Annotated in this window: 24 protein-coding genes and 1 tRNA gene; 20 read left to right on the top strand and 5 right to left on the bottom strand. The window is 65.4% G+C overall.

All coding sequences use genetic code 11. The features are described 5' to 3' along the window. Positions 1 to 40 precede the first annotated feature (40 nt). From I4X03_RS03500 to I4X03_RS03450, 11 genes are read left to right on the top strand one after another with little or no spacing between them, the layout of a single operon-like run. On the top strand, positions 41 to 1,438 hold the full coding sequence (locus I4X03_RS03500; protein WP_223465669.1) for an APC family permease: 1,398 nt from the start codon (positions 41 to 43) through the stop codon (positions 1,436 to 1,438). 27 nt (positions 1,439 to 1,465) lie between these two features. After that, complete coding sequence (locus tag I4X03_RS03495; protein WP_370660477.1) at positions 1,466 to 1,906, top strand: YchJ family protein; 441 nt, start codon at positions 1,466 to 1,468, stop codon at positions 1,904 to 1,906. A gap of 24 nt (positions 1,907 to 1,930) precedes the next feature. Then, the gene (locus I4X03_RS03490) at positions 1,931 to 3,538 is read left to right on the top strand and encodes a carboxyl transferase domain-containing protein (protein ID WP_223465667.1); all 1,608 of its coding nucleotides are present in this window, start codon (positions 1,931 to 1,933) and stop codon (positions 3,536 to 3,538) included. Between the two features lie 10 nt (positions 3,539 to 3,548). Next, positions 3,549 to 4,337 (top strand): enoyl-CoA hydratase/isomerase family protein, encoded by a 789-nt coding sequence (locus I4X03_RS03485; RefSeq protein WP_223465666.1) that lies wholly within the window; start codon positions 3,549 to 3,551, stop codon positions 4,335 to 4,337. Positions 4,338 to 4,349: 12 nt separating this feature from the next. After that, a complete protein-coding gene (gene bioA, locus I4X03_RS03480; RefSeq protein ID WP_223465665.1) occupies positions 4,350 to 5,678 on the top strand; it encodes an adenosylmethionine--8-amino-7-oxononanoate transaminase in 1,329 nt (442 codons plus the stop codon). A 2-nt stretch (positions 5,679 to 5,680) separates the two neighbouring features. After that, positions 5,681 to 6,877: an 8-amino-7-oxononanoate synthase gene (gene bioF, locus I4X03_RS03475; protein ID WP_223465664.1), complete on the top strand. Its 1,197-nt coding sequence runs from the start codon at positions 5,681 to 5,683 to the stop codon at positions 6,875 to 6,877. Then, positions 6,864 to 7,655: a dethiobiotin synthase gene (gene bioD, locus I4X03_RS03470; RefSeq protein ID WP_223465663.1), complete on the top strand. Its 792-nt coding sequence runs from the start codon at positions 6,864 to 6,866 to the stop codon at positions 7,653 to 7,655. Before bioF ends, bioD begins: the two co-directional genes overlap by 14 nt. Positions 7,656 to 7,675: 20 nt before the next feature. Continuing rightward, positions 7,676 to 8,710, top strand: coding sequence for a biotin synthase BioB (bioB, locus tag I4X03_RS03465; protein WP_223465662.1), 1,035 nt, complete (start codon positions 7,676 to 7,678; stop codon positions 8,708 to 8,710). A gap of 34 nt (positions 8,711 to 8,744) precedes the next feature. Further along, positions 8,745 to 10,787 carry an acetyl/propionyl/methylcrotonyl-CoA carboxylase subunit alpha gene (locus I4X03_RS03460; protein WP_223465660.1) on the top strand — a complete coding sequence of 681 codons (2,043 nt, stop codon included), beginning with the start codon at positions 8,745 to 8,747 and terminating at the stop codon, positions 10,785 to 10,787. Between the two features lie 5 nt (positions 10,788 to 10,792). Continuing rightward, a complete protein-coding gene (locus I4X03_RS03455; RefSeq protein WP_223465659.1) occupies positions 10,793 to 11,722 on the top strand; it encodes a 2-hydroxyacid dehydrogenase in 930 nt (309 codons plus the stop codon). 13 nt (positions 11,723 to 11,735) lie between these two features. Then, positions 11,736 to 12,656, top strand: coding sequence for a hydroxymethylglutaryl-CoA lyase (locus I4X03_RS03450; protein WP_223465657.1), 921 nt, complete (start codon positions 11,736 to 11,738; stop codon positions 12,654 to 12,656). On the opposite strand, the gene I4X03_RS03445 is transcribed toward I4X03_RS03450, so the two are convergent. Continuing rightward, positions 12,657 to 13,277 carry a PEP-CTERM sorting domain-containing protein gene (locus I4X03_RS03445; protein WP_223465655.1) on the bottom strand — a complete coding sequence of 207 codons (621 nt, stop codon included), beginning with the start codon at positions 13,275 to 13,277 and terminating at the stop codon, positions 12,657 to 12,659. A gap of 249 nt (positions 13,278 to 13,526) precedes the next feature. After that, positions 13,527 to 13,603, bottom strand: a tRNA-Pro gene (locus I4X03_RS03440). 183 nt (positions 13,604 to 13,786) lie between these two features. Between I4X03_RS03440 and I4X03_RS03435 the strand changes: the two genes are divergently transcribed. Beyond that, entirely contained in the window at positions 13,787 to 14,434 is a 648-nt protein-coding gene (locus tag I4X03_RS03435) for a hypothetical protein (protein ID WP_223465653.1), read from the top strand. A 127-nt stretch (positions 14,435 to 14,561) separates the two neighbouring features. Here the strand turns inward: I4X03_RS03435 and rsmI are convergent, their stop codons facing one another. Next, the gene (gene rsmI / locus I4X03_RS03430) at positions 14,562 to 15,473 is read right to left on the bottom strand and encodes a 16S rRNA (cytidine(1402)-2'-O)-methyltransferase (protein WP_223465651.1); all 912 of its coding nucleotides are present in this window, start codon (positions 15,471 to 15,473) and stop codon (positions 14,562 to 14,564) included. Positions 15,474 to 15,484: 11 nt separating this feature from the next. Here rsmI and I4X03_RS03425 point away from each other — a divergent pair, with 11 nt between their 5' ends. From I4X03_RS03425 to I4X03_RS03405, 5 genes are read left to right on the top strand one after another with little or no spacing between them, the layout of a single operon-like run. After that, positions 15,485 to 16,732 (top strand): penicillin-binding protein activator, encoded by a 1,248-nt coding sequence (locus I4X03_RS03425; RefSeq protein ID WP_223465641.1) that lies wholly within the window; start codon positions 15,485 to 15,487, stop codon positions 16,730 to 16,732. Position 16,733: 1 nt separating this feature from the next. Continuing rightward, the gene (locus I4X03_RS03420) at positions 16,734 to 17,093 is read left to right on the top strand and encodes a YraN family protein (RefSeq protein WP_223465639.1); all 360 of its coding nucleotides are present in this window, start codon (positions 16,734 to 16,736) and stop codon (positions 17,091 to 17,093) included. Between the two features lie 56 nt (positions 17,094 to 17,149). Next, positions 17,150 to 17,746: a phosphoheptose isomerase gene (locus I4X03_RS03415; protein WP_223465637.1), complete on the top strand. Its 597-nt coding sequence runs from the start codon at positions 17,150 to 17,152 to the stop codon at positions 17,744 to 17,746. Next, on the top strand, positions 17,739 to 18,377 hold the full coding sequence (locus I4X03_RS03410) for a BON domain-containing protein (protein ID WP_223465635.1): 639 nt from the start codon (positions 17,739 to 17,741) through the stop codon (positions 18,375 to 18,377). The genes I4X03_RS03415 and I4X03_RS03410 overlap by 8 nt, the downstream gene beginning before the upstream one ends. 10 nt (positions 18,378 to 18,387) lie before the next feature. After that, positions 18,388 to 18,903: a peroxiredoxin family protein gene (locus tag I4X03_RS03405; RefSeq protein WP_223465633.1), complete on the top strand. Its 516-nt coding sequence runs from the start codon at positions 18,388 to 18,390 to the stop codon at positions 18,901 to 18,903. A gap of 15 nt (positions 18,904 to 18,918) precedes the next feature. On the opposite strand, the gene I4X03_RS03400 is transcribed toward I4X03_RS03405, so the two are convergent. Both I4X03_RS03400 and I4X03_RS03395 read right to left on the bottom strand, forming a co-directional pair. After that, positions 18,919 to 19,341 carry a PaaI family thioesterase gene (locus tag I4X03_RS03400; RefSeq protein WP_223465631.1) on the bottom strand — a complete coding sequence of 141 codons (423 nt, stop codon included), beginning with the start codon at positions 19,339 to 19,341 and terminating at the stop codon, positions 18,919 to 18,921. 32 nt (positions 19,342 to 19,373) lie between these two features. Then, positions 19,374 to 21,383, bottom strand: coding sequence for a helicase-related protein (locus I4X03_RS03395; protein ID WP_223465629.1), 2,010 nt, complete (start codon positions 21,381 to 21,383; stop codon positions 19,374 to 19,376). Positions 21,384 to 21,567: 184 nt separating this feature from the next. Here I4X03_RS03395 and I4X03_RS03390 point away from each other — a divergent pair, with 184 nt between their 5' ends. From I4X03_RS03390 to I4X03_RS03380, 3 genes are read left to right on the top strand one after another with little or no spacing between them, the layout of a single operon-like run. Then, entirely contained in the window at positions 21,568 to 22,803 is a 1,236-nt protein-coding gene (locus I4X03_RS03390) for an ABC transporter substrate-binding protein (RefSeq protein WP_223465627.1), read from the top strand. A 7-nt stretch (positions 22,804 to 22,810) separates the two neighbouring features. Then, a complete protein-coding gene (locus I4X03_RS03385) occupies positions 22,811 to 23,686 on the top strand; it encodes a carbohydrate ABC transporter permease (RefSeq protein WP_223465625.1) in 876 nt (291 codons plus the stop codon). Continuing rightward, the gene (locus tag I4X03_RS03380) at positions 23,683 to 24,603 is read left to right on the top strand and encodes a carbohydrate ABC transporter permease (protein ID WP_223465623.1); all 921 of its coding nucleotides are present in this window, start codon (positions 23,683 to 23,685) and stop codon (positions 24,601 to 24,603) included. Before I4X03_RS03385 ends, I4X03_RS03380 begins: the two co-directional genes overlap by 4 nt. Positions 24,604 to 24,606 lie beyond the last annotated feature (3 nt).

Below are 24,606 nucleotides of genomic sequence, written 5' to 3'. Positions count from 1 at the left end.
AACGTATTCTGTACTTGATCAATTGATGCCGGGAGCCTTAGTGAGTACTCCTTCCTCTGCCGAAGCTCAGCCGGGCCAGCCGAGTCTTCGCCGCGTCATGGGCCCCGGGCTGCTGTTGCTGTTTATCGTCGGCGACATTCTCGGCACCGGCATCTACGCACTCACCGGCCAGGTCGCCAAGCAAGTCGGCGGTGTGGTGTGGCTGCCTTTCCTCGTGGCGTTCGCCGTCGCGCTGATGACCGCGTTCAGCTATCTCGAACTGGTGACCAAGTACCCGCGGGCGGCCGGCGCCGCGTTGTACACCCACAAAGCCTTCGGCGTCCACTTTATTACCTTCATCGTCGCCTTCGCCGTCATGTGCTCGGGCATTACCTCGGCGTCGACGGCGTCGCGGGCGTTCGCGGCAAACATGTCGAACGCCTTCGATCTGAACCTGGCCGGCATCGGCATCACCGTGGCCGGGCTGGTCTTCATGGCCGCGGTGGCCGCGATTAACTTTCGCGGGGTGAGCGAGAGCGTCAAGTTCAATGTCGTCCTCACCTGCGTCGAACTGAGCGGCCTGCTGATCATCGTCGTCATCGGCCTGATGGCGATCTCCGCCGGCGAAGGCGACGTCGCGCGCGCCCTCGAGTTCAAACGGGCCGACGACGGCGGTATGTTCTGGCCGGTGATCGCCGGTACCACGCTGGCGTTCTTCGCCATGGTCGGCTTCGAGGATTCCGTTAACATGGCCGAGGAGTGCAAGGACCCGGTGCGCCACTTCCCGAAAGTGCTGCTGGCCGGACTGGTGATCACCGGCGTGATCTATGTCGCCGTGTCGGTGGCCGCCATCACCCTCGTGCCCGCCGATAAGCTCGGCGAGGGCGAGACTCCCCTGCTGCAGGTGGTTGCCGCCGGGGCGCCCGACTTTCCGCTGTGGGTGTTTGGCATCATCACCATGTTCGCGGTCGCCAACAGCGCCCTGATCAATATGCTGATGGCCAGCCGCCTGTTGTATGGCATGAGCAATGTGCACGTGCTGCCACCGCTCTTCGGCAAGGTCCATCTCAAGCGGCGCACGCCCTATATTGCAATCCTGTTCACAACGCTGCTGGCGTTCGGCCTGATCACCTTTGTCGGCGAGGTACCCGCGCTGGGCGGCACCACCGCCTTGCTGTTGCTGTGCGTGTTCGCCGTGGTAAACGTCGCCGTGCTGGTGCTGCGGCGCGATCCAGTCGCGCATCAGCATTTCAAGACCCCGGTCTTCCTGCCCTTGCTCGGCGCGCTGTGCTGCGCTTTTCTCGCGGGTCCATGGACCGGGCGCGATCAGGTCCAGTACAAGGTTGCCGGCGTCCTGCTGGGCATCGGCGTGGCGCTGTGGCTCGTCACCGTCCTGCTCAACCGCGCTACCGGCCAGAAGCCAGCCGAACCCATCATCGTGCCGGCGCCGCCCGAATGAGTCGTACCGGGTGTCAACACTGACGTAATGGCGGATAATGTCGCCATGCCAAAAATATCAGCGTCCTGCCCCTGCGGCGGCCCGTCATTTGCCAGCTGCTGCGGGCCGTATCTGTCCGGTGCGGCGGTCCCCCAGACCGCTGAAGCACTGATGCGCTCGCGCTACACCGCCTATACCCTCGGCAACGAGAGCTATCTGCGCGCGACCTGGCACCCCAGCACCCGCCCCGCGGAACCCATCGTCAATGAAAACGAAAGATTGCACTGGCTGGGACTTGAGGTAAAATCTGCTTTACGTTTACGTCAACGTAAAGTAAATACAGAACAGGCCGACACTGTGGAATTTGTCGCCCGCTACAAGATCGGCGGGCGCGCCCACCGCTTGCATGAGGTCAGCCGCTTCGTGCGCGAGGCCGCCGGCGGCGATGTGCCGCGCTGGTATTACCTTGACGGCAGTTTCCCCGAATAAGACGCAGGTCAGAAAAGGATCGCAATGCCCCATATCGACAGCAAACTCAATCCGCGCGGTGACGACTTCAAAGCGAACGCCGCTGCGATGCAGCGCATCGTCGACGACCTGCGCGCCAAAGTGGCGGCGGCGTCCGCTGGCGGCGGCGCTGCCGCCAGCGCCAAGCACGTCGCACGCGGCAAATTGCTGCCGCGCGACCGCGTGCAGATGCTGCTTGATCCCGGCACGCCCTTCCTCGAGCTGTCGCAACTGGCGGCCTACGAGATGTACGACAACGCCGCCCCTGCGGCCGGCATCATCACCGGCATCGGCCGGGTGGCCGGCCAGGAGTGCGTGATCGTCTGTAACGACGCCACCGTCAAGGGCGGCACCTACTACCCGATGACGGTCAAGAAGCACCTGCGCGCGCAGGAGATCGCCGACCAGAACAACCTGCCGTGCATCTACCTGGTCGATTCGGGCGGCGCCAACCTGCCGAACCAGGACGACGTGTTCCCCGACCGCGACCACTTCGGCCGCATCTTCTACAACCAGGCCAATCTGTCGGCCAAGGGCATCCCGCAGATCGCCGTGGTGATGGGGTCGTGCACCGCCGGCGGCGCCTACGTGCCGGCCATGAGCGACGAGTCGATCATCGTCAAGGAACAGGGCACCATCTTCCTGGGCGGCCCGCCACTGGTGAAGGCGGCTACCGGCGAAGTGGTCACGGCCGAAGACCTGGGCGGCGGCGACGTCCACACGCGCCTGTCCGGCGTGGTCGACCACCTGGCCCAGAACGACCTGCACGCGCTGTCGCTGGCGCGCACCATCGTCTCCAACCTGAACCGCACCAAGCCGCAGCAGATGGCGCTGCGCGAGTCAAGCGAGCCGAAGTACGCCGCCGAAGAACTGTATGGCGTGATCCCGGTCGACACCCGCAAGCCTTTCGATGTCCGCGAAGTCATCGCGCGCATCGTCGACGGCAGCGAGTTCGACGAGTTCAAGGCGCGCTACGGCACCACGCTGGTGTGCGGCTTCGCCCATATCTACGGGGTCAAGGTCGGCATCATCGCCAACAACGGCATCCTGTTCTCGGAATCGGCGCTCAAGGGCACCCACTTCATCGAGCTGTGCTGCCAGCGCAAGATCCCGCTGGTGTTCCTGCAAAATATCACCGGCTTCATGGTCGGGCGCAAATACGAAAACGAGGGCATCGCCCGCAACGGCGCCAAGATGGTGACGGCAGTGGCCACCGCTGCCGTGCCGAAGTTCACCGTCATCATCGGCGGCAGCTTCGGCGCCGGTAACTACGGCATGTGCGGCCGCGCGTTTTCGCCGCGCTTCATGTGGATGTGGCCAAACGCGCGCATCTCGGTGATGGGTGGCGACCAGGCCGCGTCGGTGCTCGCTACCGTCAAGCGCGACGGCATCGAAGGCAAGGGCGGCCAGTGGAGCGCCGAGGAAGAAGCGGCGTTCAAGCAGCCGATCAAGGACCAGTACGAGCACCAGGGCCACCCTTACTACGCCACCGCGCGCCTGTGGGACGACGGCGTGATCGATCCGGCCGACACCCGCATGGTGCTGGGCCTGGGCCTGTCGGCAGCGCTGAACGCCGAAATCCCGGAGACGAAGTTCGGCGTCTTCCGGATGTAAGGAGAGCACCTTGAATACGCATCAAACCCTCGACGTCGCGGTCGACAACCGCGTCGCCACCGTCACGCTTAACCGCCCGGACGTGCGCAACGCGTTCAACGAGACCACCATCACCGAGCTGGCGCTGGCCTTCGATGAACTGGGCCGCCGCGACGACGTGCGCGCGATTGTCCTCGCCGCCAATGGCGTGGCTTTCTGCGCTGGCGCTGACCTGAACTGGATGAAGAAGATGGCGGGCTATTCGCACGCCGAAAACCTCGATGACGCCACCCGCCTGGCCGACATGCTGCGCACGATCTACCTGTGCCCGAAGCCGGTCGTCGCCAAGGTGCAGGGCGACTGCTACGCCGGTGGCATGGGCCTGGTGGCCGCATGCGACATCGTCGTCGCGGTCGAGGAAGCAAACTTCTGCCTGTCCGAAGTGAAGCTTGGCCTGATCCCGGCAACCATTTCTCCCTACGTGATCAAGGCGATGGGCGAGAACGCCGCGCGCCGCTACTTCCTGACCGCGGAACGCTTCGGCGCGCAGGAAGCGCACCGCATCGGCTTCGCGCACCAGGTGGTGGCCGCCGACAAGCTCGATGAGCAGGTCGCCGCCATCGTCAAGGCGCTCGTCACCAACAGCCCGAACGCGGTTGCCGAGGCCAAGGTGCTGGTGCGCGATATCGCCGGCAAGCCGGTCACCGACGCGCTGGTGCTTGATACCGCCGAGCGCATCGCGCAGATCCGCTCGTCGCCGGAAGGCCGCGAGGGCGTCGCGTCGTTCCTCGACAAACGCAAACCGTCCTGGCTGAACTGATTGGAATCACGCATGTCACAAGATTGGGTCGCCCGTAGCCTGAAGAGTGTCTGGCACCCATGCACCCAGATGCAGCACCACGAAACCGTGCCACTGATCCCGGTCAGCCACGGCCGCGGCGCGTGGCTGTACGACCATGACGGCAAGCGCTATCTCGATGCGATCAGCTCCTGGTGGGTCAACCTGTTCGGCCACGCCAACCCGCGCATCAACGCCGCATTGAAAGACCAGCTGGACATGCTGGAGCACGCGATGCTGGCCGGGTTTACGCACGAACCTGTGGTCCAGTTGTCGGAGCAGCTCTCCGACATGACCGGCAATGTGCTCGGCCACGCGTTCTATGCCTCGGACGGCGCATCGGCGGTGGAGATCGCGCTGAAGATGAGCTTCCACGCCTGGCGCAACGGAGGCCAGGCCGACAAGCAGGAGTTCGTCTGCCTGGAAGGCAGCTACCACGGCGAGACCATCGGCGCGCTGGCCGTTACCGATGTCGCGCTGTTCAAGGACGCCTACGGCCCGCTGCTGCGCGCCGCCCGCACCGTCGCTTCGCCGGATGCGCGCAACGCCCGCGAAGGCGAAACCGCGCAGGACGTGGCGAGGCGCGCGGCCGCGGACGTGCAGCGCCTGTTCGAAGAACGCGCCGGCAAGATCGCCGCCATCATCATCGAGCCGCTGGTGCAGTGCGCCGGCGGCATGGCAATGCACGACCCGCTGTACCTGACGCTGGTGCGCGAGCTGTGCGACCGCCACCAGGTGCACATGATCCTCGACGAAATCGCCGTGGGCTGCGGGCGCACCGGCACCTTCTTCGCCTGCGAACAGGCTGGCATCTGGCCCGACTTCCTGTGCCTTTCCAAAGGCATCAGCGGCGGCTACCTGCCGTTGTCGCTGGTACTGACCCGCGAACAGGTCTACCAGGCCTTCTACAGTACCGATGTGCGCCGCGGCTTCTTGCACTCGCACTCGTACACCGGCAATCCGCTGGCCTGCCGCGCTGCGCTGGCGACCTTGGCGATCTTCAGCGAAGACGACGTATTGAACCGCAACCGCGTTCGCGCCGAACGCCTGACGGCCGCGCTGGCGCCGCTCGCCAACCATGAGCGCGTGAAGAACTTCCGCCAGCGCGGAATGATCTGGGCGTTTGACGCGATCGAGCCGGACGCCGGGCGCGCTTCCACCTTCTCGCGCCGCTTCTTTGCCAGCGCGGTGGAAAACGAACTGCTGCTGCGCCCGATCGGCGGCACCGTGTACCTGATGCCGCCGTACGTGCTGAACGACGGCGAGATCGACGGACTGGCGGCGCGCACGCGTACCGTGTTCGAGTCCGTGATTGCAGGCTGACCATGGAACTGATCGCATCCCTTGACCGGAAGCTGAAGGCGCTCGACGAGCAGAGCCTGACGCGCCGCCGCCGCGTCGTCGATACGCCGTCGGCACCGAGGCTGGTGGTCGATGGCCGCCCGATGCTGGCGTTCTGCAGCAACGACTATCTTGGCCTGGCGGCGCATCCGCTGGTGATCGAAGCACTGCGCGAAGGCGCATCGCTTTACGGCGCCGGCAGCGGGGCATCGCACCTGATCAGCGGTCACACCCGCGCGCATGACGTGCTTGAAGAGCGCCTGGCCGACTTCCTCAGCCCGCACCTTGAATCGGCACGCGCGCTGTCGTTCTGCACCGGCTACATGGCCAACCTGGCGATGCTCACTGCGCTGGGCGCCGATGCCGATGCCGAGATTTTTTCGGAGTCGCTGAACCATGCGTCGCTGATCGACGGCGCCCGCCTTGCACGCGCCAGCGTCAAGGTATATCAGCATGCTGACGTCGAAGCGCTCGCCGCGCTGCTGGAGGCCAGCCGCGCCAGCACCAAGCTGGTGGTCACCGACAGCGTCTTCAGCATGGATGGCGACCTGGCGCCGCTGCCGCAGATGCTGGCGCTGTGCGAGAAGCACGGCGCATGGCTGGTGATCGACGACGCGCACGGTTTCGGCACGCTCGGCCAGCACGGACGCGGCGCGCTCGAACACTTCGGCCTGAAGTCGCCCAACCTGGTTTATATGGGCACGCTCGGCAAGGCGGCCGGCGTCGGCGGCGCATTCGTCGCTGCCCACGCCAGCGTCATCGAGCTGATGATCCAGAAGGCCCGCCCTTACATCTTCACCACCGCCGCCCCGCCGGCGCTGGCGCATGCGCTGCTTGCCAGCCTGGATATCATCGGTGGCGGCGAGGGCGCCGAGCGCCGCGCCCACCTGCAAGCGCTGATTGCCCGGCTCGACGCCGATCTGCGGCTGTCGCGCTGGGAACGTCCCGTGTCGACGACCGCCATCCAGCCAGTTATCATCGGCAGGAACGACGAAGCCATGCGCATTGGCGCAGGCTTGTACCAGCGCGGACTGTGGGTGGCTGCGATCCGCCCGCCCACCGTGCCTGTGGATACCGCGCGCCTGCGCATCACGCTGTCGGCAGCCCACACGCTCGACGAAGTCGCGCTGCTGGCCGGTGCGCTCAACGAAATGGAAAGGACATGGGATGAGTCTCAATGATCCGCTTGAAACGGTAGCTTCCACCAAACCGGTGCTGGTGGCCGAAGCCGAACCGGCGCCCGCACATGAGCGGTTGCCGTCGCGCTTCTGCTGCTTCGTTACCGGCACCGATACCGAGATCGGCAAAACGCTGGTATCGGCAGCCCTGCTGCACAAGCTGGTGTCGAACGGCGTGCGCGCCTGCGGCATGAAGCCGGTGGCGGCGGGCGCCGAGATGCGCGACGGCGAACTGCATAACGACGACGCCGACATGCTGGCAGCGGCCGGCAACGTGCACCTGTTATCGAGCATCACCACCCCGTTCCTGCTGCGCGAAGCGTGCGCACCGCACATTGCGGCAAAGCTCGACGGCGTCGACATCACGCCGGTGCCGATCATCGCCGCGTATGCCGAAATCGCCGCTGCCGCCGATGCCGTCGTGGTGGAAGGGGTCGGCGGTTTCGTCGTCCCGTTTTCGGATGATTTCGACAGCGCCGACATGGCCCAACAGCTCAACCTGCCGGTGATCCTGGTGGTGGGCATGCGCCTTGGCTGCATCAGCCACACGCTGCTGACGATCGAAGCGATCGTCGCGCGCGGCCTGGTGCTGGCGGGCTGGGTGGCCAACGAGGTCGATCCCGACATGGCGTACTTTGACGAGAATCTTGAAGCACTTGCACGACGTATTCCAGCGCCAATGCTGGGGTGCGTGCCTCACCTATCGAATCCGACGGCCGCAGCGGCCGCTGATTTTATCGAACTCGCGGGCATGCCAGGCTGGCCGCCCGTGCGCGACTGAACCACGAACAAGGAATCACAATGACCCAAGTAACCGCCGTCTCCTTCCATCCGCCAGCGGACCCGATCGGCCTGCCAAAAGAAGCAACCTGGCCGCTGGCCGACGTGCTGGCGCTGTTCGAGCTGCCGTTCAACGACCTGATGTTCCGCGCCCAGACCGTGCACCGCGCGAACTTCCCGGCTGGCGATGTCGAACTGGCGACGCTGTTGTCGATCAAGACCGGCGGCTGCGAGGAAGACTGCAGCTACTGCCCGCAGGCGGCACGCTACGACACCGGCGTCGAAGCCAAGAAAATCCTCGGCATCGAGACGGTGCTCGACGCGGCGCGCCAGGCCAAGGCCAACGGCGCCACCCGATTCTGCATGGGCGCCGCATGGCGCAGCCCGAAAGAGCGCGACATGGAGAAGGTCGAAGAGATGGTGCGCGAAGTAAAGGCGCTTGGCCTCGAAACCTGCGCGACCCTCGGCATGCTCGAAGAAGGCCAGGCCCAACGCCTGAAGAAGGCCGGCCTCGACTTCTACAACCACAACCTCGACACCGCGCCAGAGTTCTACAACAACGTGATCTCGACCCGCGAATACCAGGACCGCCTGGACACGCTGGGCCAGGTGCGCAACGCGGGCCTGAAGGTCTGCTGCGGCGGCATCGTCGGCATGGGCGAATCGCGCCAGCAGCGCGCCGGCCTGATCGCCCAGCTGGCCAACCTGAACCCGTATCCGGAATCGGTGCCGGTCAACCACCTGGTGCAGGTGGAAGGCACGCCGCTGCACGGCCTCGACCCGCTGGACCCGTTTGAATTTGTGCGCACCATCGCCGTTGCGCGCATCACCATGCCGCAGGCGCGCGTGCGCCTGTCCGCAGGCCGTCGCCAGATGGGCGAAGCGGTGCAGTCGATGTGCTTCCTGGCTGGCGCCAATTCGATCTTCTACGGCGACAAGCTGCTCACGACCGACAACCCGGAAGCCGAGGACGACCGCGCGCTGCTGAACAAGCTTGGCCTGGTAACCCGCGCCGCTACCCTCGACTCCGCGCCGAAGGCAAGCTGCGGCGGCTAATCCAATAACTGTATAAAAACCGATCGGATACCACATGTTCACAAAAATCCTCATCGCCAACCGCGGCGAAATCGCTTGCCGGGTTGCCGCGACCGCGCGCCGCATGGGCATCAAGACAGTCGCCGTGTATTCGGAGGCCGATGCCAACTCGAAGCACGTGGCGGTATGCGATGAGGCCGTGCTGATCGGGCCCGCGGCGGCCAAGGAAAGCTACCTGGTGGGCGAGCGCATCATCGCCGTCGCGATGGCGACCGGCGCGCAGGCGATCCACCCGGGCTACGGCTTCCTGTCGGAGAACGCCGAATTCGCCGACGCCTGTGCCGAAGCGGGCCTGGTGTTCATCGGCCCTCCGGGCTCGGCGATGCGCGCGATGGGATCGAAGTCGGCCGCCAAGTCGCTGATGGAAACGGCGAATGTGCCGCTGGTGCCGGGCTACCATGGCGAGCGCCAGGAAGCGGACTTCTTGCAGGAACAGGCCGACCGCATCGGCTACCCGGTGCTGCTCAAGGCCAGCGCCGGCGGCGGCGGCAAGGGCATGCGCGTGATCGAGCGCGCGGAAGACTTCAAGGCGGCACTGGACTCGTGCAAGCGCGAGGCGATCAGCTCCTTCGGCGACGACAAGGTGCTGGCTGAAAAATACCTGACCCGCCCGCGCCACATCGAGATCCAGGTGTTCGCCGATACCCATGGCAATTGCGTCTACCTGCACGAGCGCGACTGCTCGGTGCAGCGCCGCCACCAGAAAGTGCTGGAAGAAGCGCCTGCGCCGGGCATGTCGGCCAAGCGCCGCAACGAAATGGGCGAGGCCGCGGTAGCCGCGGCGAAGGCGGTAGGCTACGTCGGTGCCGGTACCGTTGAATTCATCGCCAACCAGGACGGTTCGTTCTACTTCATGGAGATGAACACCCGCCTGCAGGTCGAGCACCCGGTCACCGAAATGATCACCGGTACCGACCTGGTGGAATGGCAGCTGCGCGTGGCAGCCGGCCAGCCGCTGCCGAAAACCCAGGACGAACTGGCGATCAACGGCCACTCGATCGAAGCGCGCATCTATGCGGAGAACCCTGAGAAGGGCTTCCTGCCGTCGATCGGCACGCTGCGCCACATGGATACGCCGGGCGCCGTGTCGTTTGAGCTTGGCGGTACGCCGGGAGGCGCGCCAGCGGCGGTGCGTATCGATTCGGGCGTACGCGAGGGCGATGCGATTTCGCCGTTCTACGATCCGATGATCGCCAAGCTGATCGTCTGGGGAGCGGACCGCAACCAGGCGCTGGCACGCATGTCGCAGGCGCTGGCGGAATTCCAGATCGTCGGCCTGGCGACCAACATTGCCTTCCTCAAGCGGCTGGTCGAAGGCGCGGCGTTTTCCAGCGCCGACCTCGATACCGGCCTGATCGAACGTAATGCCGACACTTTGTTCCCGCGTTCGCGCGCCGCCCCAGTGGGCGCGCTGGCACTTGCGGCCGTGGCGCTGATCGGCGAAGAAACCCACAAGTCGGCGGCCGCATCGGCCAACCCGGACGACCCTTGGGGCAATGCACGCGGCTGGCGCCTGAACAGCGCCTACCAGCGCCAGCTCTCGTTCAGCGACGACTACAGCGCCGCCACCGACACCAAGGCCTACGCGGTCGGCCTGACCTACCATCCGGGCGGCTGGCACCTTGACGTGGGCGGTGTCGACGCCGACCTCTCCGTCACCGCCCGCGCGGGCTCGGAAGTGTCGATCAAGCTCGGCGCCACCTCGATCCACGGCAACGTGCGCCGCGACGGCGACGTATTCCACGTCTTCACCGGCGGGCGCCACTTCACGCTGGCCTACAACGACCCGATGGCGCATGCCGGCGAAACCGAAGCCACCGGCGGCCGCCTGACCGCGCCGATGCCAGGCAAGGTGGTCGCGGTGCTGGCCAAGGCCGGCCAGGAAGTCAAGAAGGGCGACGCGCTGGTGATCATGGAAGCGATGAAGATGGAGCACACCATCGCCGCGCCATCCGACGGGCTGGTCGAGGAAGTGCTGTACGCGGTCGGCGACCAGGTCTCCGACGGCGCGCCGCTGCTGGCCTTCAAGGCCGCGTAAGCGCCATGCGCATCCTTCTGCACCGCGCCGACGGCGTCACCGAGCCCTGGGTTCGCGACTTCGCCGAGCTGCTTCCGGAAGCGGAAGTCGTGGTGTGGCAGGAAGGCGCCAGCATCGCACCGTGCGATTACGCGGTGCTGTGGATGCCGCCCGAAGCCCTGCTGGCCGAACTGGCGCAGGTCAAGGCGATCTTCCTGACCGGCGCCGGCGCCGACGCCATCCTCAAATACGGCGACGCGCTGCCGCCTGTGCCGATCATCCGCCTGGGCGACGCCGGCATGGCGATACAAATGGCGGAGTACGTGACGTACTTCGTCCTGCGCTATTTCCGCCGTTTCGACGACTATGAACAACAGGCCCGCAGCGGCACCTGGGCGCAGCTCGCTCAGCACCGCAAGGAGGATTTTTCAATCGGTGTGATGGGCATGGGCGTGCTGGGCATGGGCGTCATCGATGCGTTGCTGCCGTTCGGCTTCCCGGTGCGGGGCTGGAGCCGCTCGCCCAAGCAGGTCGATGGCGTGCAGTGCTTCAGCGGCGCCGAGAGTCTGGGCGAGTTCCTGTCCGGGACGCGGGTGCTGGTGTGCATGCTGCCGCTGACGCCCGACACCCACAATCTGCTGGACCGTGCGCGCCTGTCGCTGCTGCCGCAGGGCGCTTACCTGATCAACGTCGCGCGCGGCGGCCACGTGGCCGAGCCCGATTTGCTGGCACTGGTAAGATCGGGGCATATCGCCGGCGCCGCGCTCGATGTGTTTAGCGAAGAGCCGCTGCCGGCAGCTCATCCGTTCTGGGATGAGCCGCGCATCGGCATCACGCCGCACATCTCGGCGCTGACGATCCGTACCGAAAGCATCCGCCAGATGGCCGGCAAGATCCGCGCGCTGGAGAACGGCGAGCCTGTGGCCGACGTAGTCGACCGCACCCGAGGTTATTGAGACGAGGACGAATATGAGCACCCAGCCAGAACTGCCGAAGAAGGTAAAGATCATTGAAGTCGGTCCGCGCGACGGCCTGCAGAACGAAAAGGAAGCTGTGCCGGCCGACGTCAAGGTCGAGCTGGTGAACCGCCTGTCGCGCGCAGGCTTCAGCAATATCGAGGCGGCGTCGTTCGTGTCGCCGAAATGGGTGCCGCAGATGGCGACCAGCGCCGAGGTGATGGCCAATATCACGCGCCGCGAGGGCACCATCTACTCCGCGCTGACGCCCAACATGCAGGGCTTCGAGGCCGCGCTGGCCAGCCGCGCCGACGAGGTGGTGATCTTCGGATCGGCATCCGAGGCGTTCTCGCAAAAGAACATCAACTGCTCGATCGCGGAATCGATCGCGCGCTTTGAAAGCGTCGCCAAAGCAGCCAAGGATAACGGCCTGCGCCTGCGCGGCAGCATCAGCTGCGCGTTCGGCTGCCCATACCAGGGCGAGGTGCCGCTCGACGCGGTGGCCGACGTGGTGCGGCGCATGCGCGACCTGGGCTGCGACGAGATCGACATCGCCGACACCATCGGCGTGTCGACCGCGCGCAAGACCCAGGCGGTGATGCAGGTGGCGGCGCAGGAGTTCCATGTCGACCGCATCTCCGGCCACTTCCACGATACCTACGGCCAGGCGCTGGCCAACATCTACGCCAGCCTTGAAGTGGGCGTGTCGATCTTCCACTCCTCGGTCTCTGGGTTGGGCGGCTGTCCGTACGCCAAGGGCGCCACCGGCAACGTGGCTACCGAGGATGTGCTGTTCCTGATGAACGGGCTGGGGATCGAGACCGGCATCGACATCGACATGGTGGTCGACGCCGGCCATTTCATCTCGCAGCACCTCGGCCGCAAGGGCGCCAGCCGCGCGGGCAATGCGCTGATCGCCAAGCGCGCCGGATAACTAGCGCCGGCGCGACAGGCCAGCGAGCGCGAGGCCGGCCAGCACCAGCGCGAACGTGGCCGGTTCATTGACTTGAAAAACCTGGTCCGGCGGCGGCACGCTGGCCGGGATATCGGACAGCTTCGCCGTGACGACGTTGAAGTCGTCAAATGAGATCGAGTGCGCGTCATTGCGGCCGTGGATCTCCAGCAGCGTCGCGTTGGCGCTCGCGTACAGGCCGGAAAACGTCGCCTGCGACATCGGGCCGTTCGCCGCCAGCAAAATATCGTCCAGCAGCACCCCATCCCAGAACACCGAATACTGGCCCTTGCCCTTGAAGCTGCGGATCCAGAAGCTGAGATCGTACTCGGCTCCCGCGACCGTGGGCAGCAGCTGGCTGATATAAGCGCCTGACATCAGCGAATCGACGCAGTGCAGCCCGGTGCAGCTGGTGCGCGCCATGCCGGGGTCGGTATGGGCCCACAGCGGATCGTTGCCGATGACGAAAAAGGCGGAGTTCCAGAACGCCGTTCCTTGCTCGAACCCCGGGTTGCGGACGATGTTGATCGGCGTTGCCGCCGCCGGCAGCGCCATCAGGCACAGGACGGCGGCGGCGGCGAAGTGTCGTGCTGTCTGGATCATGGTTTCCTCGCAAGCGGTTGGCGAATCACGCAGGGTGATGATATTTGCCGCGAAGAAAGTTGACGCCGAGATAGATCAAGCGGCGGGGGAGCACGGCTTGCACTTGCTCAGGCTTGTCACGAATGAGTGCGCCGCAGCAATCGTTCCGCGTCGCGGGCGGCGTGCGCGGCTGGCAGGCGATATAAGAAGTTGCCGCACAAAACAAAACAGGCCGACGAGAATAAACTCGTCAGCCTGCATGCTGAAAACTGGTCGGAGTACAAGGATTCGAACCTTGGACCCCCTGGTCCCAAACCAGGTGCGCTACCGGACTGCGCCACACTCCGAAGAGGCAAGATAATAACGGTTGGCTCAGCAGCCGTCAAGGGGGTATGAAAATATAGCTCCCCGACGCGGGGACGACGCCAACGCCGGGCCTTGCCCAAGCCGCAAATATAAGAATTTGTAAGCGCGCTATTGGCAGAAAAGCATCCATGGCACCATATGACGCTGCGACGAATGGGAAGCCAGTGAACGCGAATACAGCACCGAATCCAGCCGGCAGTTGGGCGCCGAAGCGCCCGTACCGGCTCGCCGTAGGCATCGGGGTCTCGCTGGCCCTGCATGCGGCGTTGCTGTTCGCCTGGCGTCACCAGCAGCCTGCCAGCCCTGTGCTGGACAGCCAACCCGCCAGCACCACCATTGCCGTGTGGCTGCGCCCGCCGTCGCCCGAGCCCAAGCCAACGCCGCAACCCGCGCCCGAAACCAGCAAGGCGCGTCCAAAACCAGTCAAGGAGAGGCCACAAACGGCCAGTACCGCCGGGCGCGACAAGCCTGCCCGCGCCACCGAACTGATCGCGATCCCCGATCCAAGCCCAGCGCAAGCCGAACCAGACGCTGTGTTTTCGGTCGAGCCCCGGAAGGACCCGGCCGGCGGCAAGCGCTTCGACCGCGACGCCGCGCTGCGCATGGCGCGCGAGATGGCGGACGACCCCGATCCCGCCAAGGCCGGCACCGCGGTTGGCCAGATTCCGCCCAAACCGTACGCAACCGAGACCAAGATGGCGCGCGCCATCGCCGGCGCCAAGCGGCGCGACTGCAAGGATGGGATACCGGGAGGCCTGCTGGCGCCGCTGATCCTGCTGATGGACAAGAAGGACAGCGGCTGCAAGTGGTAATGCAGGTACGCAGGTGGCGCCCGGACGCCTGCAACCGTGGCCCCCGATTTTGCCACTGCTGCCGGGCTTCCCGCCGCCGCCTGCGCCTCGGTTAGACCGTGCAAGGCGGCGACAGTGCGGCTTGCCGTCAGTCCTGCTGGCCCTTGATTTCCAGCGCGCGGTCGTACAGCGCGTTTTTCTTCATGCCGGTGATCTGGGCGGCAAGGCTGGCCGCCTGCTTGACCGTGCATTCGGACAGCAGGATGTTCAACACGCGCTCGGCTTCGACTTGCTGGGCGTCGCTGCTCTCGGCCGCGCCTTCGAGCAGCACGACGAATTCGCCGCGCTCGCGGTTGGCATCGGCCTTCACCCAGGCAATCGCGTCCGACAACGGGCAGCGGTGGATTTCTTCGAACAGCTTGGTCAGCTCGCGCGCGAACACCACCTGCCGGGTCGGCTCGAACACCTCCGCCAGCGCGCCGACGCAGTCGAGAATGCGGTGCGGCGCCTCGTAGAACACCATGGTGGCGCTTTCGGTCAGCAGGCCGCGCAGCATGTTCTCGCGCTGCTTGGCCTTGGCTGGCAAGAAACCGATGAACGAGAACCGGTCATTGACCAGGCCGCTGGCAGACAAGGCGGTGATCGCGGCCGACGGGCCCGGCAGCGGCAGCACGCGCAGGCCGGCCGCCAGCACCGCGTCGACGATGCGCGCGCCCGGGTCGGACACGGCCGGCGTGCCGGCGTCGGAGATCAGCGCCACCCGCTCGCCCTTGAGCAGGCGCGCGATCAGCTTGTCGGCCACTTCGCGCTCGTTGTGCTGGTGGGCGGCGATCATCGGCACCGACAAGCCGAACCGGCTCATCAGTTTTGAACTGTTGCGGGTATCTTCGCAGGCGATCACGTCGGCAATCGACAGCAGGTGCAGCGCGCGCAGCGTTATGTCGGTGACATTGCCAATCGGTGTCGCCACGACATACAGGGTTGCGGTAGGATAGGACTGTAAAGCCGCTTCGGCGAAAACTGGAAGTTGTGCAATCTTGCTTGCGTGAGGTTCTGTCATTTGGGGATGAAATGCTAATAAAAAGTCTGAAAGGCGTGCTGGCCGCCATGGCCGTGACGCTGCTGGGCGCCTGCAGTACGCCTTGCGACGTGTCGGGGCGATTGTGCGCGCCAATTGATTCAAATACAAGGGCGCCGCTGGCCCAGCCGGCCGTTGCGCCACCTGTCCAGCCCGCAGTCCAGGAAGCGGACGTGCAGACCATGCCGATCGATTCGCCCGACAGCCAGTCCGCGCAGCCGCTCCAGCCGGCGCTGCCGTCCGGCAGGCAGGTCACGCTGGGATTGATGCTGCCGCTGCGCTCGGCAACGCTGGCGCAGCCGGCCGAGATCCTGCGCGCCGGCTTCATGGCCGCCCATGCGCTCGAGGGCGCCGGCTTCGCCGTCAACCTGATCGAAACCGGCGACGGCGGGGCCCAGGAAGCGCTCGACGACTACCTGCGCGCGGCGCAGGATAGCGACATCATCGTCGGACCGCTGTCGCGCCCGGCCGTCAATGCGGTGGCCGGCAGCGCCGCCGCGCGCAAGCCGACCATTGCGCTGAACCACCCCGATGCCGGCACGCCGGTACCGCCCAACATGCTGGTCATCGGCCTGTCGATCGAAGACGAAGCGCGCCAGGCCGCAGCCTGGGTCAGCAGGGAGCAGCCCGGCGCCAACGCCCTGATCGTGTCAGGCGCCTCGGCATGGCAGCGCCGCATCGCCACCGCGTTTGCCGACGCGTGGGCCAAGCTTGGGCACGAATCGCAGCTGGTGGAACTTGCGTCGGGCAGCGCCTACGACACCGAAATGGCCGTCGGCAAGCTCAACGCAAAGGTCCAGAACGAGTCGCCGAGCCTGATTTTTGCCGCGCTCGATCCGTTCCAGACCCGCCAGGTGCGCGGTGTCATCGGCAATCACGTGCCGTTCTACGGCGCCTCGTCGGTCAATTCGCGCGTCGCGGCCGGCGATACGCTGCCCGAACTGGACGGCATGCGCATGCTCGACCTGCCATGGGTCGTGCAAAGCGACAATGCCACGGTCATGGCGTATCCGCGCTGGACCGGCGCCCCGCTGGGACTGGACATGGAGCGCCTGTACGCCCTCGGCATCGATGCCTTCCGTGTAGCCAAGGAAGTTGCCCTGGGCCGCACCGCGTTTGAACTGGACGGCGTCACCGGCAGGCTCAAGGCCAGGTTCGGCGACGGCAGCACCCAGTTCACCCGAGTCATCCCAGCCGCCGTGTTCCAGGCCGGCACCACCCGCGCCATCCTGACCCAGTAACATGTGCTCCGCCCGGCTCAGCGCGAAGCAGCAGCAGGGCCGGGTGGGCGAACAGCAAGCGCTCGCTTACCTGCAGCAGCAGGGGCTGGCGCTGGTCGATACCAATTTCAGCTGCAAGGCTGGCGAAATCGACCTGATCATGCGCGAGCGCGACACGCTGGTGTTCGTCGAAGTGCGCAAGCGCAGCGGCGTGGTGCCGGGCGCTGCCGCCGAAAGCATCACGCCCGCCAAGAAACGCCGCATCATCCGCGCGGCCCAGCTGTATTTAACGCGCTTTGCGCGCATGCCCGCGTGCCGCATCGATGTTGTGACCATCGATGGCGAGGTCCTGGAATGGTTGCCTGACGCCATAGAGGTGTAAGCATTTTTAACCGCACTTGCCCGGTTTTTTTTCTAGCTGCACTATAATCGGCACTTATGAATACTCAACGCATCCTTGCACACTTCCAGGAAAGCGCCGACCTGAAGCTCCAATCGGCAACCACCCTCGCCCAACCGATCTCGCAGGCCGTCGAACTGATGTTCGGCGCTTTGTCGAACGGCAACAAGATTCTCGCCTGCGGCAATGGCGGCTCGGCCGCCGACTGCCAGCACTTCGCGGCCGAACTGGTTGGCCGTTTCGAGCGCGAACGCTTCCCGCTGCCGGCACTGGCCTTGACCACCGACACCTCGATCATGACCGCCGTCGGCAATGATTACAGCTACAAGGAAATCTTTTCCAAGCAGGTGCAGGCCTTCGGCCAGGCCGGCGACGTGCTGCTGGCCATTTCGACCTCGGGCAATTCGGCCAACGTGCTGGCCGCCGTCGAAGCGGCGCTGGAGCGCGAAATGCGTGTCGTTGCCATGACCGGCAAGGACGGCGGCGCACTGGCCAAGATGCTCACCGACGCGGACGTGCACATCAACGTGTCGCACTCCCGTACCTGTCGCGTGCAGGAAGTCCACCTGCTCACGATTCACTGTATTTGCGACGGTATCGATGTCGCCCTGTTTGGAGGAGATGTAAATGAATAAGCCTGGTTCCCTGATGCGTCCGGTGGCGAAAGCCCTTGCCTGCGTCGCGCTGTTGTCCACACTGAGCGGTTGCGTCGGCCTGGTGGCCGGCGGCGCCGTCATGACGGCGGTCTCCGCCAACGACCGCCGTACCCTCGGCGCGCAGACCGAAGACAAGGCGATCGCACTGAAGGGCGAATCGCGTGCCCGCAGCATCGTCGGCGAACAAGGCCACGTCAACGTCAGCAGCTTCAACCGCAAGGTACTGCTGTCGGGCGAAGTGCGCGATGAAGGCATGAAGGCTGCGGTCGAGCGCGAAGTGCGCGCGGTCGGCGGCGTCACCAGCCTGGTCAACGAACTGGAAATCGCTGCGCCAACCAAGTACACCACCCGCTCGAATGACGCGCTGATCACCGCCAAGGTCAAGGCCAGCCTGGTCGACATGCAAACCATTTCGGCCAACTCGTTCAAGGTTGTCACCGAGCGCGGCAATGTCTACCTGATGGGCATCGTCACCCCGCGCGAAGCGCAGATCGGCACCGATGTCGCACGCGGCGTGTCGGGCGTCCTGAAAGTCGTCAAGGTGTTCGAGTACATCAACGACGTCGACCTGCGCGCATTGCCGCCGGTCACCAACGCGACTGGCTCTTAAGGCACCGCCAATGGCCAACACCAGTTCCCGCCGCTTCAGCAAGGCACCGATCATTGGCGCGCTGATCGGCGCGCTGGCCGTCGCCGGCTATGTCGCCATGACCCGGACCACGCCGGCGCCGGATGTGACCTTCATCGACCTCAAGGGGCAGAAGGTCAGCACCGAAAGCCTGCGCGGCAAGGTCGTGATGGTCAATTTCTGGGCGACGTCCTGCGTCACCTGCGTCAAGGAAATGCCGCAGATGGTCGACACGTACAACAAGTACAAGGGACAGGGGCTGGAATTCGTGGCCGTGGCGATGCAGTATGACCGCGCCGACTACGTCGTCAACTTCACCGAGACGCGCAAGCTGCCGTTCACGGTGGCGCTCGATTCGGGCGGCGATATCGCCAAGTCGTTCGGCGACGTCACCCTGACCCCGACCACCTTCGTCATCGACAAGAGCGGCAAGATCATCAAGCGCTACGTCGGCGAGCCGAAGTTTGCCGACCTCCACAAGCTGCTGGAGAAAGAACTGGCCGGCTAAGCGCCGGCTTGTTGCTTACTTCGGGTACAGAATCATCTGGGTGCAACGGAACAAGGCGATCGTCTTGCCGTTCGCCTCATTCGTCACCACCACATCCCATACCTGCGTTGTCCTGCCGAGGTGCACTGGCTTGGCCAGGGCCGCGATCGCGCCGTCGCGCGCGGTGCCCAGGTGGTTCGATTTCAGTTCGATGGTGGTGAAGCTGTTGGCGCCTTCCGGCAGGTTGGCCATGCAGGCGTAGCCGGCGGCGGTATCGGCCAGCGTGACCACGGTGCCGGCGTGCAGGAACTCGTTCGGCGCCAGGTGATGCGGCCCGATCTCGATGCGGGCGCCGACTTCGCCGCCTTCAACGCGGGTGATTTCGATGCCCAGGTAGCCAGGCAGGCGCTTGGCGCCGAATTTGTTGGCGAAGTCGACGGTGAAGGCTGATGCGGTCATGGCGTGGTCCGAGTAGATGAATTGCCAGCATTTTAACGCCGCTTGCCGCCACCGTGCTTGTGCGCCCCCGGTTTCACGGCGCCGCTGTGCTTCTTGCGCGCCGCCGCGTTCTGCGCATGCAGGATCGAGTCGACCCGCTCCGAGGCCGCGCGCGCCAGGTCCTGCGCCAGGGCGATACTCGGGAAATACTCGGGCACCCGGTAGCTGAGCCACGCGTATGCCGAATACATGCGGCAGGTGTCCTCGACCTCCTGCAGGTTCTGGACCAGCAGGTCGTTCGGATGCGGCTGCAGCTTGCAGACCTTCTTCTTGGCCAGCGAATACGACCAGTGTTCCCATGCGCTTTGCAGCGTCGGCACCTTGGTCGAGACCGGCACCAGCGACAGCATGAATTTTTCGGCCAGCGACAGGGTCAGCGTGTCGAGCCACAGCGCGCGCTCGGACTGCTCCTCGGTGATGCGCGGGTAGAAGAAGCCGTCCGGCACGTCGATGTTGTGCACGAAGCGCTTGAGCAGCTTGACCAGCGAGGTCTCGCCGGTGACCGAAGCGATGCGGTGCAGGTGCTCGATCGACGGCGCCACCGCGAAACCGCTGGTGCCAACCTGCGGGATCTTCTCCTTCAGCAGCGAGCGCATCACCTCGTGGGTCTCGTCGTCGTAGCCGGCCACGAAGCCTTCCTCGTGCACGCCGTAGCGGCCGGCGCGGCCGGCGATCTGGCGCGCCAGCGCGGCCGGAATTTCTTCTTCGTCGACGCCGTTGAACTTGACCGTGGTGGTCATCACGATGCGCGAGATCGGCAGGTTCAGGCCCATCGCCAGCGCGTCGGTGCCGACCACCACGTCGGCGCTGCCATCGCGAAAGCGCTCGGCCTGCGCGCGCCGCACCTCCGGCGACAGGTTGCCGTAGACGGTGGCGACCGACAGGCCCATGTCGGTGATCATGTCGCGCCATTTCAGCACTTCGCGGCGCGAGAACGCGATCACGGCGTCGCCGCGCTGCAGGTTGCGCAGCTTGCGCACCGCGCCCGGCTCCATCGACAGCGGCGCCTTGCGCTTCAGGACATGCACTTCCAGCTCGCATTCGAGGCGCTCGGCCAGCGCTTCGATCGCGCGCCGCGCTTCCGGCGCGCCGACCAGGTACACCACATTGGCAGGCGCTCCGCACACGGCCGCCGTCCAGGCCGCGCCGCGGTCGCGGTCGGCCAGCATCTGGATCTCGTCGATGACCGCCACATCGACCGCGTTGCGGGTATCGAGCATTTCGACCGTGCTGGCGACGTGGGTCGCGCCTTCGACCACGCGCCGCTCCTCGCCGGTGATCAGGCTGACCTTGAGGTCTTCGCCCGCCTGTTCGACACCCAGCAGGCGCTCGTAGTTTTCCAGCGCCAGCAGGCGCAGGGGCGCCAGGTACACGCCGCTTCGGGCCTTGGCCAGCGCTTCCATCGCCTTGTGGGTCTTGCCCGAATTGGTCGGCCCGAGCAGGGCGATGAAGCGGCGCCGCATGCGGCTGGCCACCTCAAACGTGGCCGGATACTCGGCCAGGTTGATGCTTTCCTTGGTGCGCGCGGCGTGGCGTTCTTCCTGCTCGCGCTCGACCGCGTGGGCCAGGCGCTGGCGGATCCGCTCGAACACGAATTCCGCCGGTTCCGAGGTTTCCAGCTCGTCGAGCACATTCAGGAAGGTGAGGGCGTCGAGCCCGGCGTCGTCGGCCGCCTCGTAAATCTCTTCGACGAAATCGACCGCGCTGCGGTGCAGCTCCTGCGCGGCGGCGTCGGTAACGCGTTCGGTCAGCACCGCGGCGCGCGCGTCGCGGTCCATCTTGCGCCACTTGCTCGGCTTTGCCAGCACGCCCTGGCCCGGCACCAGCTGGTATGGTACGGTAAGGCCCGCCGTCTCGACGACGCCGGAGAAGCGCACGAACACGCGCCCTTCCATCTTGATCAGCTGCGCGCCGCGCGCTTCGAGGCCAAGTTCCCGGACCAGCGCGTCGTCGTCGCCTTCTTCACGCATGTCGGGCGAAGTAGGTGACAATACTGGTTTCATCCGGGGCTCCGAGGCGATGTTGGCATAGCCGCCACTATAGCGTAGAAGGCCCTGAAACGCGGGCGCCTGGCAGGCTCGCACTATTAGTTTGACACTCAATTTCACCTGATGCTATAGTCGGGAAAAGTCAATGGTAACGTTTCCAAAAGCGTGCCGTCAATGACGCGATTTGATCGGAGACAAGATGTACCAAGCATATAAACTGGCGCTGGCTGCCGCCTGCCTCGCTGCGTCCGCGGCCCAGGCGCAAGTCAAGCCTACCGCGGAAGTCATTCACTGGTGGACCTCGGGCGGCGAATCGGCTGCCGTCAGGCAGATCGCGCAAGCCTACCGCAACGCGGGCGGCGTCTGGATCGACACCGCGATCGCCGGCGGCGACCAGTCGCGCGCCGTGACCATCAACCGCATCGTCGGCGGCAACCCGCCTACCGCCGCCCAGTTCAACACCTCCAAGCAGTTCCTCGACGTGATCGAACAGGACATGCTCAACAACGTCGACGACGTGGCGCGCAAGGAGAACTGGGACAAGCTGCTGCCCGAGCCGATCATCAAGGTGATCAAGGTGGACGGGCATTACTACGCCGTTCCGCTCAACATCCACATGCAGGCCTGGATCTGGTATTCGAAGGCGGCGTTCAAAAAGGCCGGGATCGCCAAGGAGCCGGCCACCGTCGACGAGCTGTTCGCCGCGCTCGACAAGCTCAAGGCGGCCGGCATCGTGCCGCTCGCGCACGGCGGCCAGTCATGGCAGGAGACCATCCTGTTCTCGGCGCTGCTCTCGAACATCGGCGGCAAGGACTTGTACCTGAAGGTGCTGCGCGACCGCGACCAGCGCGCGATCGGCTCGGCGCCTTTCCAGAAGGTGCTGGCCGCCTTCAAGCGCATGCGTGGCTACGTCGATGCCGGCGCGCCGGGACGCAACTGGAACGACGCCACCGCGATGCTCATCAACGGCAAGGCCGGCGTGCAGGTCATGGGCGACTGGGTCAAGGGCGAATTCACCGCCGCGCGCCAGCTGCCGGACCAGCACTACGGCTGCATCGCCGGTTTCGGGCCGGCTTCGCCCTACCTGATCCAGGGCGACGTGTTCGTGTTCCCGAAAACCAGCAACCCGAAAGCGGTGCAGGCCCAGAAGCTGCTGGCCAGCGTGGTGGTGGCGCCAGCCACCCAGCTGAGCTTCAGCCAGCACAAGGGCTCGATCCCGGTGCGCAGCGACGTCGATGCCAGCAAGGCCGACGCCTGCGCCCGCAAGGGCATCGCGATCATGAAGGACCGCAGCCGCCATGTCGGGGTCTCCGAGGTTTACCTGACGCCCGACCAGAACGGCGCGCTGCAGGACGTGCTGACCGCCTACTGGAACTCGGCCCGCATGACGCCCGAGCAGGCCCAGAAACGCATCGCCAGCGCGCTGCGCAACTGAGGCACGGATGCAAGCGCTGAGACTTGGCAGGCTGACCCCGCACGCCGCGCTGCTGCCGATGGCGCTGACGGTGATCGTCGCCTACCTCGGCACCTTGCTGTGGACGCTCAAGGTCTCATTCACCAGCTCGCGCACCTTCGCTTCCGATAATTTCGTCGGCATGGCGCAGTACACGCGCCTGTTCGAGAATGAGCGCTGGCTGCTGTCGCTCAATAACCTGGCCGTGTACGGCGTGCTGTTCGTGGCCGCCTGCATCGTCGTCGGTTTCTTGCTGGCCGTGTTCATCGACCAGAACGTCACCGGCGAAGGGGCGCTGCGCACCATCTTCCTGTATCCGTACGCGATGTCGTTTGTCGCCACCGGCCTGGTATGGCAGTGGATGCTCACGCCGGGCAATGGCATCGAGCAGGCGGTGCGCCAGCTTGGCTTCAGCGAGTTCCAGTTCGACTGGATCATCGACCAGGACATGGCCATCTATACCATCGTCATCGCCACCGTGTGGCAGGGCGCCGGGCTGGTGATGGCGCTGATGCTGGCAGGCCTGCGCGGCATCGACCCGGAAATCTGGAAAGCCGCGCGCCTCGATGGCATCCCTGCCTGGCGCGTCTACCTGTCGATCGTGCTGCCGATGCTGGGGCCGACGATTGCCACCGTATTCCTGCTGCTGTCGACCGCCGTCATCAAGCTGTTCGACGCGGTAGTGGCGATGACCCAGGGCGGCCCGGGCACGGCCAGCGAGGTGCCGGCCAAGTTCATCATGGACCATTTGTTCCTGCGCTCGAACATCGGGCTGGCGTCGGCCGGCGCGATCGTGATGCTGGTGCCTGTGCTTGCGCTGCTGGCGCCATACGCCTACGCGCGCAGCCGCCGGAGGCGCGCATGACCCATTCGGCCACCGGCCAGCCCCTGGTATCGGCCAGCGCGAGCGCGCCTGCCCGCCAGCGCAAGCGCCTGCTGACTCCTGCGCGCATCGGCATCTACGCTTTCCTCCTCAGCGCGGCGCTGTTCTTCCTGCTGCCGTTGTACGTCATGCTGGTCACCTCGCTCAAGCCGATGGACGAGATCCAGCTCGGCAGCATCTTCGCGCTGCCGTCCAACCTCACCTTCGAGCCGTGGCGCCAGGCCTGGAGCGAAGTGTGCACCGGCGCCTCGTGCGAAGGCGTGCGCGCCGGCTTCTGGAACTCCGTCGCCATCACGGTGCCGAGCACCATCCTGCCGATCCTGCTGGGCGCGATCAACGGCTATGCGCTGTCGTTCTGGAAGCCGCGCGGCGCCAACCTGCTGTTCGGCATCCTGCTGGCCGGCGCCTTCATTCCGGTGCAGGTGATGATCTACCCGCTGGTGCGCCTGCTGGCCGGCATGGGCATCTTCGGATCGCTGCCGGCCATCGTGCTGGTGCACCTGGTGTTCGGCATGCCGATCATGACGCTGCTGTTCCGGAATTACTACGCCTCGGTGCCGCACGAGTTGTTCCAGGCCGCGCGCATCGATGGCGGCGGCTTCTGGCGCATCTTCCTGTACGTGATGCTGCCGATGTCGGTGCCTATCATTGTCGTCGCCGCGATCATGCAGGTCACCGGCGTGTGGAACGATTACATCCTCGGGCTGGTGTTCGCGGGCCGCGACAACCTGCCCATGACGGTGCAGCTCAATAACGTGATCAACACCACCACCGGCGAGCGCCTGTACAACGTCAACATGGCGGCGACCATCCTCACCGCGCTGGTTCCGCTGGCGCTCTATTTTTTCTCCGGCCGCTGGTTCGTGCGCGGCATCGCCGCCGGCGCTGTGAAAGGCTGATGC

This window comes from Massilia soli (genome assembly GCF_016809835.1).
GTDB lineage: Bacteria > Pseudomonadota > Gammaproteobacteria > Burkholderiales > Burkholderiaceae_D > Telluria_A > Telluria_A soli.
The sequence above is the reverse complement of the archived record's forward strand: the minus strand, read 5'-3'. Positions and strand labels throughout refer to the sequence as shown.